This window comes from Dorea longicatena (genome assembly GCF_024168045.1).
GTDB lineage: Bacteria > Bacillota > Clostridia > Lachnospirales > Lachnospiraceae > Dorea_A.
Map to the genome: position 1 here is coordinate 1,718,251 of NZ_CP100126.1, position 18,530 is coordinate 1,736,780.

An 18,530-nucleotide genomic window follows, 5' to 3' on the forward strand; every position below is an offset into this window, starting at 1 on the left:
GTTACTTGTTTTTAACAGTCTTAAAGGCTTCTCTAACACGACAACTAGCCTGTGAATGTTCTTTTTTAAAGAGCATCCGCAGGCTAGGTCAAACCTCCTTATCATAATTTTTCGGCTTATAGTGTGGGTCAAAATAAGCATCCAAGAAACCATTCAATTTTCATAGTTCCGCTACTCACCCGACACAACCATGCAGAAAAATCATCATAACCAGATTCGACTAAGCCAGCGAAACCCTTGTAAAATCAAGGTTTTTCTTGGTTGTCCCTATTATACCGCTATCTCCAATCAAAATATTGATTAATGACGGCAACTCATCTAATGATGTAGAACGTAAAAATTTGCCATATGAAACTAATCTAATTTCATCTGGAAGCAGCTTTCCATCCTTGTCTTTCTCATTTGTCATTGTTCGAAACTTCAATAATGATATGATTCTTTCATTCTTTCCTGGTCTTTTCTGTACAAAAAAAGGATTTCCCTTCATACAAATTGCTCCAATAATAGTTAAAATAACAAGCAATGGAGAAAGTACAATCAAAGCACACAAACTCAATATAAAATCAATTGCTCTCTTAAAAAATTTAGCGTACATTAAAACATATATCCCTTCATAGCTTTACTCAAAACAAGCTCTTATAACTTCAATAATTCTCTCCTGTTGCTCTGCTGTCATCTTATTGTCACTCGGCAGACACACACCTCGCTGGAAGACATCTGCCCCAGCATCCTTAATTCCACCCGCAATATAAGCATTTGTTTTCGCCCTACCAGATCCATTTACTGTAACAAACTCATGCATTCTATACATCGGCTGCATATGCATAGGTTTCCAAATTGGTCTTCCTTCTGCGTTTATACTTGTAATTGCATCTAAAATTTCTGTCGGGCAACTCTTACCTGCTTCTGAAATATAAAGTGCTTCTGTTTCTCCTCTTACTTGCTTACACATAGCATCTTCATTGATTAGCAAACTACTTAACCAGTAATTTGGCTCAGCTTTTGTTTCATCAAATGGATTCATCTGTACTGGAAGATCTTTAAATCCTTCTTTATATCTTTCATAAACAGCTTTCTTCTGTGCTACATGGTCGAATAAATGATTATACTGATCTCGGATTACTCCTGCGATAACATTGCTCATTCGATAATTATATCCGACTTCCTCATTCTGATACCATGTGGCAGCTTCTCTTGCCTGTGTTGACCATTTACGAGCCTGGTTTGCGTCTTCGAGCGAATTTGTCAACAGACATCCCCCCGCAGATCCTGTAATGATTTTATTTCCATTATAAGATATTGCGGCATAATCACCATAAGATCCGCACGCTTTACCTTCCCATGTTGCTCCCATTGCTTCAGCAGCATCTTCGACTAACAACGCACCATGTTTTTCACATATTTTTTTAATCTGTTTGACATTTCCTGGGAATCCATAAAGTTCTGCATAAACAACCAATTTCACATCCGGATACATCTCAAATGCTTTCTCTAACGCAACAGGATCCATTCCCCATGAATCATATTCTGTATCGATAAATACTGGAATGCCGCCTTCATAAACAACAGGATTTAACGTAGCATTAAATGTCATATCTGTACAAAATACTCTCTTATTTTGTAATGCTCCAACTCCAACCGGTGGTTTTCCATATAATCTCTCTCCCGCAAGTTTCATACAAAGATGAAGTGCTGCGGTACCACAAGATAATGCAACTGCATATTTGGTTTCTGATATCTCTGCAGCTATCTTTTCTACTTCATTGATGTTCGCACCTACCGTAGACATCCAGTTTGTTTCATAAGCTTCCATTACATAACGCATAGAATCTGGATACATTGTCGGCGAAGAAAGCCATACCTTTTTTTCAAATTTCTCAAATTGATTACTTTTCTTATACATTTTCTCACCCTTTGTTTATATCATTTATTAATCATTCCAGACCAATCAAGATTTAAAACAATGCAACTTTCATTCCCTTTTTCGAATTTTCTTCATTTTCTCTATGTTGTTTTTTAAATGCCGTCTTATTTACCTCTTCCGGTCTTTTAAATGTCGGAACAACCTTTCTCAACACTTCTTTCGCTTTCGAGTCATCATCCGTAGCGCATGCTTCCTTCAACATTGCAAGTTTCTCATCAATTTCGGCTGCACTGAGCGCAGAATCTCTTTCGATAAAAATCATACTGTTCTCTGTCTTGTCCAGTTCTTCTGTCTTTACCAATAACTCTTCATAAAGCTTTTCGCCCGGACGAAGTCCTGTCTCAACAATCTCAATCCCCTGTACTCCAGATAAGCGGATCATATTCTCGGCAAGATCCATAATCTTAACCGGTTTCCCCATATCCAGAACAAACAATTCACCATTCTGTGCCATTGCTCCACTTTGCAGTACCAGCTGAGACGCTTCCGGTATCGTCATAAAATACCGAATGATTCTCTTATCTGTGATCGTCACAGGACCGCCATTTGCAATCTGTCTTTTGAACAGCGGAATCACCGATCCCGCACTTCCAAGCACATTGCCGAATCTGGTTGCACTATACTTTACATTTCCATGTGTACTTGCACTCTGTACGATCATCTCACACATACGCTTTGTGGCACCCATGACATTCGTCGGATTAACTGCCTTATCCGTGGATACCATCATGAATCGTTCCGCGCCATATTCTTCGCACAATTCCACCATGTTTTTTGTTCCAAATATATTGTTTTCAATCGCCTCAATGCAATTATGCTCCATCAATGGTACATGCTTATGCGCAGCAGCATTAATTACGATCTGTGGATGATACTGTTCGAATATTCTTGCCATCGCCTTTCGATTCGTAATTGACGCAATCTCAACCTGTAACTTTAATTTCCCTTTGTAAGCAATTTTCAGTTCCTGCTGTACATCATAAGCACCATTTTCATAGATGTCCAGAATAACCAGTTGTTTCGGCTGCATCTTAGCCATCTGACGACAGAGCTCCGATCCGATCGAACCGCCGCCACCGGTGATCAATACCACTTTATCTTTATAATATGCATTGGTTTGTTCATCCGCAACTACCAGTGGCTTTCTAAAAAGTAATTCCTCAATGTCGAACTCTCTCAGATATCTTTTCCCTCCGGCAGCATGCATCGTCGGGTAATCATAGATTTTTACTTTATAGCCGGCATTCTTATAATAATCATACAGTTCTTTTCTCCTTTCTGTCTCCATAGACGGAATTGCAAAGATAATCTCCTGCACTTCATAATCATCCAGCTTCGATAATGTTGCATCCGTTTCCGACCATACAGGAATCCCCTGGATCTCACGTCCTACTTTTTCCTTATTAATATCAATAAAGCATCTTGGAACGTAGGATGCCTGTTCGTTATTCAGCAGTTCTTCTGCAAGGCCGACACCTACGCGGCCTGCACCGATAATCGCAATTTTAATTTTCTGGATTTCTTTTTCACGTCCTGCATCAATTCCCGAGAATATCTTCAGAAGCACCGTCCAGAATCTGCCCTGCATATCATTGCTGTTCCCGCATTTATATGCATAGCGATACAACATACGTATCGTTAATGCTCCAAGCAGATCCACGCTTACAAGAGAAAGCATTCTTGTAAAAGTAATGCTTTCAACAGGGAGAAGAATTTCTATGATCATATAGAGCACACATGCTATTCCATCTGCAAAGATCAGACGCATATAGCACTGAATGCCTCCATATCTCCACACCTGTCCATATATATTTCCAAGCAGGCGGATGCCAAATATGCACACCATAGATATACACATTTGTTGAAGTATGCCTGTATTTGATAATCTATCATTTCCTCCGTATAGCCTCAGTAATAATATTGCCGACAATAAATATATCAATATATCATAGCAGACAAGCATCCACCGAATATGAACTTTTTTCTTCTCCTGTATTTTCATAATCTATTTCTCTTTTCCTATACTATTTCTTTGTTAATACTTTTTTCATCTTATCACTTGTATTTGCTACCACCGCTTCATCTGGCCACATCACATACAACAGCTGCGATCCCGACGAATAACAAGCCTGCGTATCTCCCTTGCCGGATGCCGCCTGCGACTCAATATTCCAGCTTGCTCCGTCATTAAGCTGCATATTAATGAATTTTGCCATCTCATCCGATGTCATATTCGTCTCTACACAATCACTGACCGTTGCCAGGATCTCGTTAGCACTCTTAATGATTGCCGGAGATGTGGCTTTCTGAATAATCGCAGTCAATACCGCTTCCTGATCCTTACCACGCTGGTTATCACCTGCTGCGAAGCTATGCCTCTCTCTTGAGAACGCCAGTGCCTGCGCACCATTCATATGATTTACACCTTTATGGAAGCTATATCCACCTGCTTCAAATTCTACTTCCGAATTCACATCCACACCGCCAAGCGCATCCACTATCGTCTCCAGGGAAGTAAAGTTCACCCGCGCATAGTAACTGATGTCAATTCCATACAGATTCTCAAGCGTTGCCATAGATGCATCCACTCCATAGATACCTGCGTGTGTCAGCTTATCCCTTGCATCACCCGATACACCTGGAATCGTAACATAATAATCTCTCGGTGTCGTTGTGAGCAGGATCTGCTTCGTATTCGGATTCACCGTCATAATAATATTTACATCACTTCGGCTGTTCGTTGTGATTGGTCCAGATACATCGATACCACTGATAAACACATTGAACGGTTCCTGTACATCTGCTTTTTTCTCTTCTTTTAATTTTGTCTTTATTCCATACTGATACAAAACACGAACCTGATCCGAGAACCCCTCAATCGACTCATCGATCATACTCATATACCCCTCATTGAACACCGCCGCATCCACATTTCCATTCAGAAGTGCATTTGCCTCATCCGTCAATGATTCGTATTCTTCGGTCTTCACGTCTTTGCCGACTTTCTTCTCGATATCCTTGATCATCTTATCGGTATTATTCTGATCTACTGCCGTCTGATAACCGAACCGGTAATCCTCGGCATCTTTGATGTTCTTCGCAGAATCACCTTTCTTCACGACCACGACCATGTTATCCGTCTTGTAGGTAGCTCCGCCGACTTTCTTAAGTACATCATCGGTCTTCATCATTCCCATACTGATTGCTGCCAGTATAATCGTCATCAGCAGACTGATGATCATACCCGTATAGCGCAGTACTTTATTCTTCGGATACTGCAGGATATGTGTCGCGCCAAAGAGTACCGCCAGTGTCCCGATCAGGAAGATCAGGTACTTCTTCGGCAACATCCCGCTGCCTGCCACAGTCACGATGCAGATCACCGATACCAGAAGCTGGATCAGTGTGATCAGTTTTCCTATCAGGTTTTTTCTTTCCATTTCCAGAAGTCTCTGTCTCATATCATTCATCCTTCGTCTGTTACTGTACAGTCAGTGTAAATGTGATCGGATCTGAGGTGTTACCGTCACTGTCCTGTACGTAATACTGTAATGTATAGGTTCCTGCCTGGTTTACATTGTAATTACCGTCGATGTGAAGCCCGCGGAACAAGGTGTCTCTGTCGTCTTTGTCGTCCACTGCATCAGTTACTTCATTTAGTGCATTGAATGATGTTCCTCTAGCTATCGTCTTCGCTTCTTCGGCAAGCTTCATTGCCGGACGTGTGCCATTCGGCTGCAGCGCCTCACTCTGCTGGTCTGCGCTCTGCTGATCTGCTGCCGCTGCATCCTGTACGGTATCTTCTGCCTTTTTTTCTTCAGCAATCTTCTTGGTCTTTGCTTTTTTGGATTTTTTCTTTGTCTTCTGTGTGGTATCTTCCGACACCTCTTCCGAAGCCGTATCCTGTGCGATATCTTCTGCCACATCACTGTCTTCTGCTGCCTGATAGGTCACTTCCCGGCTTGCTGTTCCTACATTTTTCGCCTTGTCTGTGACACCGTAATAGACAACCGCCTTCTTCTTACTGACCGGCACGACCTTCTCTACAAACACCTCACTGGTCAGGTCTCCATCTTTATTGTCCTGTGCCGTCACGCCTTCCAGAAGCTTTCCGTAGTCTTCTCCTTCTGTATAGGCAATCTTCTTACTCTGGTCTACTTTCATCTCCGGTGCAGTGCGATCCTGATTCTTATAGGTCATATATCCTGCACCCGCCAGTGCTATACATCCGGCCGTCAACAGGCCGGTAACCACGCGCTGGTTCATACGCTCACCCTCTATTTCTTTCCGTTTTCTCCGTAACTGCCATAGTAATTACCGTAGTATTTACCATAATACTTGTTCTGTTTCATCTCTACTTTATTCAATACCACGCCGAGGATTGGGCAGTCTGCCTTCTCCAACTGTTCTTTTACCACTCTGGCGAACTTGTAGCTGATCGTCTTCGCTGAGATGACCATCACGGAGGCATCTGAGAATTTTGCAATGATCGCTGCGTCAATGACGCTTCCGAGCGGCGGCGCATCGATGATCACATAATCATATGCCTGTCTTGCACCGTCAAGGAATGCTTCGAACCTTCTGCTGCCGAGCAGTTCTGCCGGGTTCGGCGGGACCGGTCCTGCGAATGTCACGAAGAGATTCGGTTCCTGTGTTCTTAAAATCACTTCTTTTACGTCTGCTTGTCCGGAGAGGAAGTGTGTCAGTCCCTTCACTTCTCCTGTGACTCTGTGCCGTCCCACCAGGACGGATTTCCGAAGGTCTGCATCCACGAACAATACTCTCTTGCCGCCTTCTGCGAGGGATGCTGCAAGTCCCATCGTCACGGTACTCTTTCCTTCGTTCGGTGTACAGCTTGTGAATACGATCACTTTCTTATCTGATCCGGAGAATTCAATGTTGGTACGAAGTGTCTTGTATGCTTCGTTGCTCCGGTAATCTTTCGTTAGATTCTTTAATACTATCTCTGCCATGTCCTTCTCCTATCTTCTGCTTTTCACAGCATTTCTTGATTCTCTCTGCTGATTTGCTCTCTTCGGTGCGCTACTTCCTTCCTGGATCGGGATGGAAGTCAGTACATTCAGTCCGAGGTACTTTTCTACATCATCCGGAGTCTTGACCGTATCATCTAAGATGGAGATCAGTACAACGAATCCCATAGAGATGACAAGTCCGAGCAGTGCGCCGAGCATCATGTTCTTCTTGACATTCGGGGAAGACGGGCTGGTCGGAAGGTTCCCTTCTTCTACGGTGTTGACAGAATCCGCATTCATGATCTCTGTGATCTGTACGCTGACTGCTTTTCTGAGTGTGTCTGCGATCTGTTTTGCTTCTTTCGGATCATCGTCCGTCACACTGATGCTCATGATACGTGTGTCGGTCGGTGTCTCTGTGGTGATCATGCCTGCCAGTTCTTCCGGCGTTACATCAAGCTTCAGCTTGGAGATGGTCTTCTCCAGTACCGGTCGGCTCTTTACCAGTTCCATGTAGTCCTTTGTCAGCATGCTTCCTGTCTGTAAGTCTGTGTAGGTTGCGCTTGCTGAGGTGTCGTCATTCTTCGTCATAACAAAGAGCTTTGTTACTGACGTGTACTTCGGTGTCACGAACATCTTCGTTCCGACGAACGCTACCAGTGCCATGAATACCGCAGACAGAATAATTATCGTCTTCTTTGCCCATAAGGCACTGAATAATTCCATCAGATCAATGGTAACTTCGTCATCCTGAATCTCCTGATTCATCATTCCATAATTTTCTCGGCTCATCTTAATCTCTCTTCTTCAGCATACTCTTGGCATTGCTGTAGAATATCCTCCTTGTATAATCTTCTCCGTATCGTTTCTCTACGTGAGCGGCCGCCTTCTTCATCTTCGGCGGTCTGTGCTTTGTATCGTGTGCATCGGTTCCGACGCAGAATACCATGTCGCGGTTCATCAGTTCTTCGATGAACTTTCTGATCTTACGGCCGGATCCCCCGGTGATGCTGTCTGCATTTACCTGCAGGTTCACACCCATATCGTACAGTTCTTCCGCAAGTTCTACATCTTCGGCGATGCAGTGATAGCGTTCGACATGCGCCAGTATGACTTCGTATCCTGCGAACTGCAGCTGCTGGATCCCCTGTCTGATGTAGCTGTATGTCTGTGAGGGCGGGAATTCTACCAGTACATACTCTCTGCGGTTCATCGAAAGGATCTTTCCTTCTTTTAATTTGTCTGCAACATCCTGTCCGAAATAGACTTCCGTTCCAAGGTATACCCGGAAGCGTTCATCGATCTCGTGTGCTGCTTCGCGCACAAGCTTTGCCTTTTCACGGAGCTTCTCTGCCGGCGCCTTTCCGCGGTGCGGATGGTGGTGAGGGGTTGCTATGATACACCGGATTCCTTCTGCGTATGCGATCTCAAGCATCTTCTTCGTCTCGGCAAGGTCTTTTGCCCCGTCATCGACTCCCGGCAGAATGTGGCAATGCATATCTATGTAACATTCTTTCATCTGGTGGTACTCCTTTATTCTCTGCTTTTTCATCGGTTTCTTATAAGTTGGAATAAATTCATTATATCCTTTTCTTCTCTGCGCAATTTTTTGCGCACCAAAATACCCCCCCCCCGGTATTCTTATCATTTCATACCAATGGAAGGAAGGGTATCTCTCAAGCTCTTCGTATATTTATACATTTTATAAGTGTTATGTAATATCTCTATATTTGGCTTTCTGTCTTTAAAGCACAAATAACTGGGATTATTATATATCATTTTTTGCCCACATCCCTCATCCATTCATAAACATGTATGATTTTATCATATCTTTAAGCAGGCTTCAACTATGTATCAACAATTTGTACAACTTTTCCTATTTTTTGTCTTTTTTTCGACATGTTTTATACGTCCATCTCTTCTTCATAGTACTTGATCAGTGCCTGAGTGCCGAGATCTCCGCAGCCTTCTGCCTGAAGGAGTTCGTAGTTGGCAAGCACCTGGCTTAATACGTCCAGATTGAGATTGCTCATGTTCGCTTCGGTAAGGGCGAGTTTCATGTCTTTGACAAAGTGCTTCAGGAAGAAGCCCGGTGCGTAGTCTCCTGCCAGGATCTTTGGTCCGAAGGTATCCAGCTGTTTGCTTCCTGCCGCTCCGGTCGATACGGAATCGAGTACCGTCTGAAGGTCCAGGCCTTTTGCCTTCGCATAGGTGAGTGCCTCGCACACTCCGGATAAGGTGCCGGCGATCATGATCTGGTTCGCAAGTTTGGCGTGCTGGCCACAGCCGGATCCTCCCTGATAGTTGATGTTGGTTCCCATCGCCTCGAATAACGGCATGCAGGCTTCGTAGTCTTCTCTGGAACCGCCGACCAGGATGGAGAGTGTACCGTTCTTTGCCCCGGTGTCACCGCCGGTGACCGGTGCGTCCAGTACGTGAAAGCCTCTTTTGGTTCCTTCTTCTGCGATCTTCTGGTCCAGCATCGGGCTTGTGGTCGTCATGTCGATCAGGTATGCGCCTTCTTTTGCGCTGTCTAAGATGTTGCCTGCATCGAAGTAGACTTCTTCTACGTCGGTCGGGAAGCCTACGATGGTGATGACTGCTTCTGCGTCTTTTACGCAGTCTGCGATGGTGTCGTGGAAGGTGGCTCCTTCGCTGATCACGTCTTCGACTTTGGATCTGGTTCTGGCGTAGATGTGTAATTCGAATCCTGCTTTCATGAGATTGCGGACCATGGATCTGCCCATGATGCCTACGCCGATGAATGCTATTTTGTTCATTGATTTTTCCTCCGTGGTCTGATTACTCTTCTACTTTCTCCACTACTTCGCCCTGTCTCTTGTAGATGCTGTGTGCCGGTACGAATCCTCTGACGCTTGACAGCGGGTAGATGTTGCTGTGGCTTCCGATCACGGTTCCCGGATTCAGTACGCTGCCGCAGCCGACTTCTACTTCGTCTCCGAGCATGGCTCCGAATTTCTTAAGACCTGTCTCGATCCTTTCGTCTCCGGCTTTTACTACGACAAGCTTTTTATCGGATTTGACATTGGATGTGATGGATCCGGCTCCCATGTGGGATTTGTAACCGAGGATGGAATCACCCACGTAATTATAGTGCGGCACCTGTACTTTGTTGAACAGGATGACGTTCTTAAGTTCTGTCGAGTTACCTACGACTGCGCCTTCGCCGACGATCGCATTTCCGCGGATGAATGCGCACTGGCGGATTTCTGCGTTCTTTCCGATGATCGCCGGTCCGTGGATGTAGGCTGTCTGGAATACGGTTGCGGATTTGGCAATCCATACGTCTTCGCCGACCTGATCGTATTCATCTGCCGGAAGGGTCTTTCCGAGTTCTTTGATGAAGCCGCTGATCTTCGGAAGGATTTCCCATGGGTAGGTGGCTCCTTCGAAGATGTCTTTTGCGATGGTTTCATCCATGTGGTTGTAGAGGTTTTTGATGGTTAATTGTTCTGACATGTTGGTTCTCCTTTTTTATTTTTTAGTTTTTCCGGTCTTTCTCACCGGCTTCTTATAAAACTGCGCTGCCTTATCATAGTACGCCCGCATCTGATACTGATTGTTCAGACCTTTGACTGCAAGTGTGCGTCTTGATACAAAATCATCCAGCTTTTTCATATATTCATCTGATGTGATATCTCCGTCTGCCACATACGTCAGACCTTTTTCCCAGCTTGCCGTAAGTTCCGGGTTCAGGAGCGGCCGGATGGAATGGTCTACGACATCGTAGATCATTTCCCCTAACATCGTCGGCGTGACGATCTGGGTCTTTTTATTGAGTGCCAGATATTTATTATTAAATAATTTCTTCAGTATCTCGCCTCTGGTGGCACTGGTGCCGATTCCGCTTCCTTTGATCTGGGCACGGAGTTCTTCATCTTCGATGAGCTGTCCTGCATTTTCCATGGCAAGGATCAGTGAACCGGAATTGTAGCGCTTCGGCGGCGAGGTCTTGCCTTCTTTGATGTCCAGGGACTGTACCGGAAGGGTCATGCCTTTCTTGAGGCTCTGGATCCTGGCGAAGAAGGCTGCATCAGTGTCTTTGTCCTCGGTACTGTCTGCGCTGCTGTCTGTATTGTCGTTATTGTCGTTCTTCCTGCCCGGCACGCCTGTAACTTTCAGATAGCCTTCTTCTGCCAGTACTTTGAAGCTTGAGAAGAAGGATTCTTCTTTGATCTTCGTCACGATCGATACTTTCTGATAGACAGCCGGTGGGTAGAAGATGCTTAAGAATCGTCTTACGATCACATCATACACCCTCTGTGACAGATTCGGAAGTCCTTTTAGTGCTCCCATGCCCTGTCCGGTCGGGATGATCGCATAGTGGTCTGTGATCTGTTTGTCGTTGACATATCTCGTCTTCTCCAGTCCTTTGTGACTGCCGAATTTCACGATATCCTGAAGATATGGCTTTGCCGGTTCGTACTGCATCAGGCCGTTCAAGTTCTTGTGGATCTCTTTTGCCACTGCTGTCGACAGCACGCGGGCGTCCGTTCTTGGGTAGGTGACGAGCTTTTTTTCATATAGTTCCTGGATGATCCGGAGAGTCTCATCCGGGCTGATCTTGAACCGCTTGGAACATTCATTCTGGATCTCGGCCAGGTTGAATAATAACGGCGGGTTCTTCTTTTCTTTCTTTTTTTCTATGGATACGATCTGGCAGGTCAGGGGCTGGCTGGCGTCTAACTCGCTGTTGCTTAGGCAGCGGATCAGTTCTTCTGCCTTTTCCTTTTCTTTGAATCCATTTTCCTTATAGAGGTCGAAGGATTCGAACCATTTTGATCCTTTGACTGCCCGCCATTCTCCTTCGAATGTTGCCCCTTTCTCTCCGATGGTGCTTAGGACTCTGTAGAACGGGGTCTCTACGAATTCCCTGATCTCCCGTTCTCTGCGCACGACCATGCCGAGGACGCAGGTCATAACGCGGCCTACGGATACGACGGAATATTTCGTATTCAGATAATTGGAGATGCTGTTGCCGTATTTCAATGTCAGAAGGCGGGAGAAGTTGATTCCCATCAGGTAGTCTTCCTTGGCTCTTAGGTAAGCCGATGCTGCCAGATTGTCGTATTCTTTTAAGTCTTTTGCTTCTTTGATCCCGCGCAGGATCTCTTCTTCTGTCTGGGAGTCGATCCATACGCGGCGGCGGTTCTTGCCTTTTACGCCTGCCTGCTGTTCGACCAGACGGTAGATGTATTCTCCTTCCCGTCCCGAGTCGGTACAGACGTAGATGGTGTCTACGTCTGTGCGGTTCAGCAGTCCCGATACGATTCGGAACTGCTTTGACACTGCCGGAATGACTTCGTATTTGAATTCCTGCGGGATAAAAGGCAGAGTCTCAAGACTCCACCTTTTTAATGCCGGATCGTATTCTTCCGGATAACTCATCGTGACTAGGTGTCCGACGCACCAGGTTACGATTGCTTCTGCTGATTCGAGATATCCGTCTTTTCTCTGTGTATTGATATGCAATGCCTTGGCGAACTCCTGCGCTACGCTGGGTTTTTCGGCAATGTATAGTGATTTTCCCATGTAATTGTGTTACTCCTTGGTGAGCCGATGGGGACGGGAATTACTGGCTTTTTTCCTGTCCCTGATGGCTTTTATTTTTTTCTGTGCCGGAGGGACAGGAAAAAAGCCAGTAATCCCCGTCCCCGTTGGTCTTCTTCTCGGCTGCCGTGCTGTGCTTCTTCCATGAAGACTGCCTGGGAATCCACAGCTTTTATGCCGCCGGTCCGTTTCATATATGTGCCGTCTTTCTGCATGATCCTTGCTTTCACGTTATCGCTTAACATGATCTTCAGGTCATGGTTGATCTGGCGTCTGATCTGCCCGTCTAATACCGGGCAGGCTACTTCTACTCTTTTTTCTGTATTTCTTGTCATCATGTCTGCGGAGCCGATATAGATCTTCTGCTCTTTGCCGGTTCCGAAGCTGAAGATACGTGGATGTTCCAGATAGCGGCCAACCACGCTCATCACTCTGACATTTTCCGTAAATCCAGGCACTCCCGGTAGTATACAGCAGATTCCGCGAACAATCAAGTCTACCCTTACTCCAGCGCAGGAGGCCTCGGATACTTTCTTTATGAAGTCCACATCTGTCACGGAGTTCATCTTCATAATGATGCGTCCTTCGCTTCCTTTTGCTATCTCTTCGTCCATCATCTGTAAGATACGGCTCTTTAAACTGACCGGTGATACGATCAGGTATTGATAGCTGCCCTGCAGATTGCCGATGGACATATTCTTGAAAAATTCTGCGGCGTCTTGTCCGATTCGCGGATCGGCTGTCATCAGGGACAGATCGGTATACATGGCAGCTGTCTTCTCGTTATAATTGCCGGTTCCGACCTGTGTGATATACTGGATGTCATTGCGGTTCCTGTATGTGATCAGACAGATCTTGGAATGCACTTTGTAACCGTCGAATCCGTAGATCACACGGCATCCTGCTTCTTCCAGACGTTCCGACCAGTCGATGTTGTTCTGCTCGTCAAATCTTGCACGCAGCTCGATCAGCGCGGTGACTTCTTTTCCATTTTCCGCAGCTGCGCACAGATATTCCACCAGTCTTGCCTTCTTCGCCAGGCGGTAGATGGTGATCTTGATCGTCATTACATTCGGATCTGCCGCGGCATCTTTGATCAGCTTCAGGAATGGATCCATGCTTTCGTATGGGTAGAACAACAGGATATCATTCTTTTTCACCTGTTTTAACATGTTTCCGTCCTGTACATGTGCTGATTTTTGCGGGGAGAATGGTTCGTAGACCAGTGCTTTCTTCATGGACTCCGGGAGATTTCCTGCGATGGAGAACATATAATCCAGTTTCATCGGCATCTTCGTGCGGAAGATCTGCTCCGGTGTGATTTTGAATTTCTTACAGAAGTATTCCTGCATTTCCGATGTCAGTTTCTCCGCTGTTTCTAATCTTACTACCGCCATCCTGCGGCGTTTGTGCAGGGTACTCTGCATGAGTTTCCGGAAATCATCGGTAACCTCCAGTGCCTCATCGTCCGGAGATACGTCTGCATTTCTTGTCACGCAGATGTAGTTCGGGTCGTATACTTCGTACTGGTCAAATACCAGATCCAGGTATTCCATGATGACTTTCTCCATGCGGATATAACGGATGTCATGTCCCGGAAGCATCAGGATATCGGATACATAGGTCGGAACCGGTACGATTCCGAGGATCTGTTCTTTTTCTTTGTCGTCTTTATTCTTCCTGCTATTGATATGCTTCAGATTGGCTGTTACGTAGATATCTTTATTCATAAGATGCGGGAACGGGTGGCTGCTGTCTACGATCTGCGGTGACAGTACCGGCAGGATCTGCTCTTTGAAACATTTCTTAACATATTTCTTCTCGTCTGCCTCCAGTTCTTTAAAGTCCAGTCCGCAGACTCCGTATGGGGACAGTTCTTTCTTGATCCCGGCGTAGGTCTTGTCACGTTCTTTATATAACGGGGCAACTGCTGCGTAGATCGCATCCAGCTGCTCCTGCGGTGTCATTCCCGACCGGCTGTCCTTGTGGCGGTCATCTGTCTGCACCATATCATAGAGACTTCCGACACGGATCATGAAGAATTCATCTAAGTTGCTGGTGAAGATGGCTACAAATTTCATACGTTCTAATAGCGGCACGCTCTTATCTCTTGCTTCTTCCAATACACGCTGATCGAATCTCAGCCAGGAAAGTTCTCGGTTCTGTGTGTAGTTCAATAATTCTCGGTCCATAGGGGCTTCCTCCGTTTCTTGCCATGGGCCATGGGGACGGTGTTTTTGGTTTTTTTAGTGTCCCCACCGGCACTTTGTAATCAGCGAGTTTATTGTATACTTTATTATAGCAAAACCATCTTTTATTCTCAACACTGAGATGTATCGTGTTCAGACTTGTGACAAAACTGGTGTTCAGATTTGTGATCGGATTTGTGATTGGATTTTGTATCGGCAGGCGGGACCGGCTTCTTTGCTGGAGATATAACGTATAAAAAGGCGGGAACTGCGCCTTTTTACATATTGCAGTTCCCGCCCTTTTATATTTTATGCTTTCATCTTTTTTATGCTTTTGCCTTTTTATGTCTTCGCCTTATGAATGCTAAGCAGGTGAGTGTACCACCAGGGACACTAAAAAAGCCGGATTTCCCGTCCCCCTGGCTATTTCGCCTGGATATATCCCTTAGCAGTAAGTGCTTCAGCACAAAGCACAGCTCCGCCTGCTGCACCACGGACAGTGTTGTGTGACAGTCCGATGAATTTGTAATCATACATGCTGTCTTCTCTCAGACGTCCGATGGATACGCCCATTCCGTTCTCGTAGTTAACGTCAGCTTTTACCTGCGGTCTGTCGTCTTCTGACAGGTACTGGATGAACTGCTTTGGAGCACTTGGAAGTTCTGCTTCCTGTGGGAATCCCTTGAAGCTTTCCAGTTTCTCGATCAGCTGTTCTTTGGTTGGCTTCTTCTCGAAGTTGATGAATACAGCTGCTGTATGTCCATTCAGTACAGGGACTCTTAAGCACTGGCATGTGATCTTTGGCTCTTCTGCAAGTTTAATTTCACCATTTTCCAGTGTTCCGAGTACACGCAGAGGTTCTTTTTCGCTCTTTTCTTCTTCTCCTCCGATGTATGGGATGATATTCTCGATCATTTCCGGCCAGTCTTTGAATGTCTTACCTGCTCCGGAGATTGCCTGGTATGTTGTTACAACAACTTCCTTCGGTCCGAATTCTTTCCATGCTGCAAGTGCAGGTGTGTAGCTCTGGATGGAGCAGTTTGGTTTTACTGCGATGAATCCGCGTGTTGTTCCGAGACGCTCTTTCTGAGTCTTGATCAGGTCGAAGTGCGCTGCGTTGATCTCAGGTACTACCATCGGTACATCTTTTGTCCAGCGGTGTGCGCTGTTGTTTGATACAACCGGTGTCTCTGTCTTTGCATATGCTTCTTCGATCGCTTTGATCTCGTCTTTTGTCATATCTACGGCACTGAATACAAAATCTACGGTAGAAGCTACTTCTTCTACTTCATTTACATTCTTTACGATCAGTTTCTTAACGCCTTCCGGCATTGGTGTATCCATTTTCCAGCGTCCGCCGACTGCCTCTTCGTATGTCTTTCCTGCTGAACGCGGGCTTGCTGCTACTGTTACTACTTCGAACCAAGGGTGATTTTCAAGCAATGAGATAAAACGCTGTCCAACCATTCCTGTTGCTCCTAAAATACCTACTCTTAATTTCTTCTCCATCTTCTTTTCTCTCCCTTACTTTTGTTTTTTATTCAGCCATATATTTCTTATAAGCTGCGATCGACTTCTCCATCGCATCCTTTCCCGGTGCTCCGATCGTGATACGCTTATTCACACATGTCTCAAGATCAATTGCTTCATATATGTCTTCTTCAAATACCGGTGAGATCTTCTTGTACTCTTCCAGCGGAAGTGCATCTAACGGGATCTTCTTCTCGATACAGGTCAGCACAAGTTTTCCTACGATGCCGTGTGCATCTCTGAATGGTACACCGTGATTTACCAGATAATCTGCTGCATCTGTTGCGTTGGTGAATCCGTGTTTTGCACTTTCTTCCATGCGGTCTTTGTTGAACTGCATGGTCTTTAACATGCCGGCAAATAATGTGATGCATCCTTTTGCGGTATCCATGGCATCGAATGCCCATTCTTTGTCTTCCTGCATATCTTTGTTGTATGCAAGCGGGATCCCTTTCATTGTGGTAAGGAGTGCATTGAGCGCACCATATACGCGTCCTGTCTTACCTCTTACGAGTTCTGCGATATCCGGGTTCTTCTTCTGCGGCATGATACTGCTTCCGGTGCTGTATGCGTCATCAATCTCCACGAACTGGTATTCATTCGAATTCCAGATGATGACTTCCTCACAGAATCTGCTCAGGTGCATCATGATGATGCTGAGTGCAGATAACAGTTCTAATAAGTAATCTCTGTCGGATACCCCGTCCATGCTGTTCAGTGTCGGTCCGTCGAATCCAAGTAATTCGGCTGTGTACTCACGGTCCAGCGGATAGGTTGTCCCCGCAAGTGCTCCGGAACCGAGCGGACAGGTATTCATACGCTTTGCGATGTCCTGCAGTCTCTCGTGGTCTCTGCGGAACATTTCAAAATATGCTCCCATGTGGTGGGCCAGTGTGATTGGCTGCGCTTTCTGAAGGTGTGTGAATCCAGGCATATATGTCTCGACATTTTCCTCCATCACGTGAAGGATCACTTCCAGAAGTTCCTTTACCTGGGCATCGATCTCATGGATCTCGTCTCTGGTGAAAAGCTTCATATCTAATGCAACCTGGTCATTTCTGCTCCGTCCGGTGTGAAGCTTCTTTCCCGGATCACCGATACGGTCGATCAGTGTTGCTTCCACAAAGCTGTGGATGTCTTCATATTTATCTGATATCTCTAATTTCCCGGATTCTACATCTTCCAAGATGCCATTCAGTCCGTCTGTGATCTGTTCTTTTTCTTCTTCCGTTAAGATTCCCTGCTTTGCAAGCATTGCTACATGTGCAAGACTGCCTTTGATATCCTGCTTATAGAATCTTTTGTCAAATGTAATGGAAGCGTTGAAATTATATACTAACTGGTCTGTTTCTTTTGTGAAACGGCCTCCCCATAACTGTGCCATATGGATTTCTTCCTTTCATTTTTAAGTTTACTGTTTCCGATTTTAACACATTTCCGCGTAAAAGCAAATATTATTACAGAAATTTACATATTTATTCACTCTAAAACGTGATTTTTTTCTTAATCCATGCAATTTTCTAATTCCATTTATGCATTTTCACTGTTCTTTTCGTGCCTGCTGTTCTTCCAGACGCTGGCGCATGGAGAACTCACAGCCACAGTAGTCCTGCCGGTAAAGTCCGTACTGTGCGGATAATTCTACGGACCGCTTATATCCGTTCTTCTTTTTGAAATCTGACGTCAGATATGCCACGCCATACTCTTCTGCAAGTTTTAATCCTATCTCATTCAATTTTGCTGCATTCTTAAGCGGGCTGATGCTGAGCGTCGTCGTGAAGTACTCATATCCTCCGGCTTTTGCAATCTCTGCGGCCTCTCTTAAGCGGAGTTCATAGCATTTGAAGCAACGCACGCCACCTTCTTTTACTTCTTCCAGTCCCTTTGCCATCGCATAGAATTTCTCTTTCTCATAGCTGCCCGCAATGAACTGCACCGGATATTTCGTATGCATCGCCCCGATCAGTGTCTGCTGTTCGATGATGCGCTTGCTGTATTCACTCTCCGGGTAAATGTTCGGGTTGTAATAAAGTACCGTGATCCTGAAGTAATTGCTTAAGTATTCCAGCACATAACTGCTGCACGGGGCGCAGCAGCTGTGAAGCAGAAGCGTCGGGACTTTTTCTTCTTTTTGCAGATCCGTGATTAATCTATCCAGTTCTTTTTGATAATTTATTTTTTGTAACATATAATGACCTCTCCTGGTGTGTTAATGTCTTTCTGACATTTCCATATCAGCATTTTACCACACACACCACATTTATTCACCTGTTTTCTGTCTGCGGCATATCTTACTTATATAGGTTATTTTTTGCTTGTAGGAGGTCTTCTATGGAACCGGTT

15 protein-coding genes are annotated in these 18,530 nt (G+C 45.3%); all 15 read right to left on the reverse strand.

What is annotated here, in order from left to right; translation table 11 throughout:
- Positions 1 to 220: 220 nt before the first annotated feature.
- The 15 genes from NKF87_RS08135 to NKF87_RS08205 all read right to left on the reverse strand — a co-directional run bounded on the left by NKF87_RS08135 (position 221) and on the right by NKF87_RS08205 (position 18,375).
- Entirely contained in the window at positions 221 to 595 is a 375-nt protein-coding gene (locus NKF87_RS08135; RefSeq protein WP_117597890.1) for a sugar transferase, read from the reverse strand.
- A 24-nt stretch (positions 596 to 619) separates the two neighbouring features.
- The gene (locus NKF87_RS08140; protein ID WP_117597889.1) at positions 620 to 1,903 is read right to left on the reverse strand and encodes a DegT/DnrJ/EryC1/StrS family aminotransferase; all 1,284 of its coding nucleotides are present in this window, start codon (positions 1,901 to 1,903) and stop codon (positions 620 to 622) included.
- Between the two features lie 52 nt (positions 1,904 to 1,955).
- Positions 1,956 to 3,770: a polysaccharide biosynthesis protein gene (locus tag NKF87_RS08145; RefSeq protein ID WP_242998879.1), complete on the reverse strand. Its 1,815-nt coding sequence runs from the start codon at positions 3,768 to 3,770 to the stop codon at positions 1,956 to 1,958.
- A gap of 178 nt (positions 3,771 to 3,948) precedes the next feature.
- Positions 3,949 to 5,385, reverse strand: coding sequence for an LCP family protein (locus NKF87_RS08150; protein ID WP_117597887.1), 1,437 nt, complete (start codon positions 5,383 to 5,385; stop codon positions 3,949 to 3,951).
- Between the two features lie 19 nt (positions 5,386 to 5,404).
- Entirely contained in the window at positions 5,405 to 6,190 is a 786-nt protein-coding gene (locus NKF87_RS08155; RefSeq protein WP_117597886.1) for an immunoglobulin-like domain-containing protein, read from the reverse strand.
- An 11-nt stretch (positions 6,191 to 6,201) separates the two neighbouring features.
- Positions 6,202 to 6,897, reverse strand: a complete 696-nt coding sequence (locus NKF87_RS08160; RefSeq protein WP_253583424.1) for a CpsD/CapB family tyrosine-protein kinase — start codon at positions 6,895 to 6,897, stop codon at positions 6,202 to 6,204.
- A gap of 9 nt (positions 6,898 to 6,906) precedes the next feature.
- Positions 6,907 to 7,689 (reverse strand): YveK family protein, encoded by a 783-nt coding sequence (locus tag NKF87_RS08165; RefSeq protein ID WP_253583425.1) that lies wholly within the window; start codon positions 7,687 to 7,689, stop codon positions 6,907 to 6,909.
- A gap of 1 nt (position 7,690) precedes the next feature.
- Positions 7,691 to 8,416 carry a CpsB/CapC family capsule biosynthesis tyrosine phosphatase gene (locus NKF87_RS08170; protein ID WP_253583426.1) on the reverse strand — a complete coding sequence of 242 codons (726 nt, stop codon included), beginning with the start codon at positions 8,414 to 8,416 and terminating at the stop codon, positions 7,691 to 7,693.
- A 385-nt stretch (positions 8,417 to 8,801) separates the two neighbouring features.
- On the reverse strand, positions 8,802 to 9,677 hold the full coding sequence (locus NKF87_RS08175; protein ID WP_173818592.1) for an NAD(P)-dependent oxidoreductase: 876 nt from the start codon (positions 9,675 to 9,677) through the stop codon (positions 8,802 to 8,804).
- A 22-nt stretch (positions 9,678 to 9,699) separates the two neighbouring features.
- A complete protein-coding gene (locus NKF87_RS08180; RefSeq protein ID WP_253583427.1) occupies positions 9,700 to 10,377 on the reverse strand; it encodes a UDP-N-acetylglucosamine pyrophosphorylase in 678 nt (225 codons plus the stop codon).
- A gap of 15 nt (positions 10,378 to 10,392) precedes the next feature.
- On the reverse strand, positions 10,393 to 12,450 hold the full coding sequence (locus NKF87_RS08185; protein ID WP_253583428.1) for a DNA topoisomerase: 2,058 nt from the start codon (positions 12,448 to 12,450) through the stop codon (positions 10,393 to 10,395).
- A gap of 71 nt (positions 12,451 to 12,521) precedes the next feature.
- Positions 12,522 to 14,660, reverse strand: a complete 2,139-nt coding sequence (gene ppk1 / locus NKF87_RS08190; protein WP_253583429.1) for a polyphosphate kinase 1 — start codon at positions 14,658 to 14,660, stop codon at positions 12,522 to 12,524.
- Between the two features lie 420 nt (positions 14,661 to 15,080).
- The gene (asd, locus tag NKF87_RS08195) at positions 15,081 to 16,166 is read right to left on the reverse strand and encodes an aspartate-semialdehyde dehydrogenase (protein ID WP_118377890.1); all 1,086 of its coding nucleotides are present in this window, start codon (positions 16,164 to 16,166) and stop codon (positions 15,081 to 15,083) included.
- A 28-nt stretch (positions 16,167 to 16,194) separates the two neighbouring features.
- The gene (argH, locus tag NKF87_RS08200) at positions 16,195 to 17,571 is read right to left on the reverse strand and encodes an argininosuccinate lyase (RefSeq protein ID WP_055282623.1); all 1,377 of its coding nucleotides are present in this window, start codon (positions 17,569 to 17,571) and stop codon (positions 16,195 to 16,197) included.
- A 156-nt stretch (positions 17,572 to 17,727) separates the two neighbouring features.
- Positions 17,728 to 18,375 carry an epoxyqueuosine reductase QueH gene (locus NKF87_RS08205; RefSeq protein ID WP_118224281.1) on the reverse strand — a complete coding sequence of 216 codons (648 nt, stop codon included), beginning with the start codon at positions 18,373 to 18,375 and terminating at the stop codon, positions 17,728 to 17,730.
- Positions 18,376 to 18,530 lie beyond the last annotated feature (155 nt).

What these genes read in the sequence shown, in the direction of transcription:
- argH (WP_055282623.1), bottom strand. Translation starts at nt 17,571, where the DNA reads ATGGCACAGTTATGGGGAGGCCGTTTCACAAAAGAAACAGACCAGTTA.
- NKF87_RS08135 (WP_117597890.1), bottom strand. Translation starts at nt 595, where the DNA reads ATGTACGCTAAATTTTTTAAGAGAGCAATTGATTTTATATTGAGTTTG.
- NKF87_RS08150 (WP_117597887.1), bottom strand. Translation starts at nt 5,385, where the DNA reads ATGAGACAGAGACTTCTGGAAATGGAAAGAAAAAACCTGATAGGAAAA.
- asd (WP_118377890.1), bottom strand. Translation starts at nt 16,166, where the DNA reads ATGGAGAAGAAATTAAGAGTAGGTATTTTAGGAGCAACAGGAATGGTT.
- NKF87_RS08205 (WP_118224281.1), bottom strand. Translation starts at nt 18,375, where the DNA reads ATGTTACAAAAAATAAATTATCAAAAAGAACTGGATAGATTAATCACG.
- NKF87_RS08170 (WP_253583426.1), bottom strand. Translation starts at nt 8,416, where the DNA reads ATGAAAGAATGTTACATAGATATGCATTGCCACATTCTGCCGGGAGTC.
- NKF87_RS08155 (WP_117597886.1), bottom strand. Translation starts at nt 6,190, where the DNA reads ATGAACCAGCGCGTGGTTACCGGCCTGTTGACGGCCGGATGTATAGCA.
- NKF87_RS08160 (WP_253583424.1), bottom strand. Translation starts at nt 6,897, where the DNA reads ATGGCAGAGATAGTATTAAAGAATCTAACGAAAGATTACCGGAGCAAC.
- NKF87_RS08185 (WP_253583428.1), bottom strand. Translation starts at nt 12,450, where the DNA reads ATGGGAAAATCACTATACATTGCCGAAAAACCCAGCGTAGCGCAGGAG.
- NKF87_RS08140 (WP_117597889.1), bottom strand. Translation starts at nt 1,903, where the DNA reads ATGTATAAGAAAAGTAATCAATTTGAGAAATTTGAAAAAAAGGTATGG.
- ppk1 (WP_253583429.1), bottom strand. Translation starts at nt 14,660, where the DNA reads ATGGACCGAGAATTATTGAACTACACACAGAACCGAGAACTTTCCTGG.
- NKF87_RS08165 (WP_253583425.1), bottom strand. Translation starts at nt 7,689, where the DNA reads ATGAGCCGAGAAAATTATGGAATGATGAATCAGGAGATTCAGGATGAC.
- NKF87_RS08175 (WP_173818592.1), bottom strand. Translation starts at nt 9,677, where the DNA reads ATGAACAAAATAGCATTCATCGGCGTAGGCATCATGGGCAGATCCATG.
- NKF87_RS08180 (WP_253583427.1), bottom strand. Translation starts at nt 10,377, where the DNA reads ATGTCAGAACAATTAACCATCAAAAACCTCTACAACCACATGGATGAA.
- NKF87_RS08145 (WP_242998879.1), bottom strand. Translation starts at nt 3,770, where the DNA reads ATGGTGTGCATATTTGGCATCCGCCTGCTTGGAAATATATATGGACAG.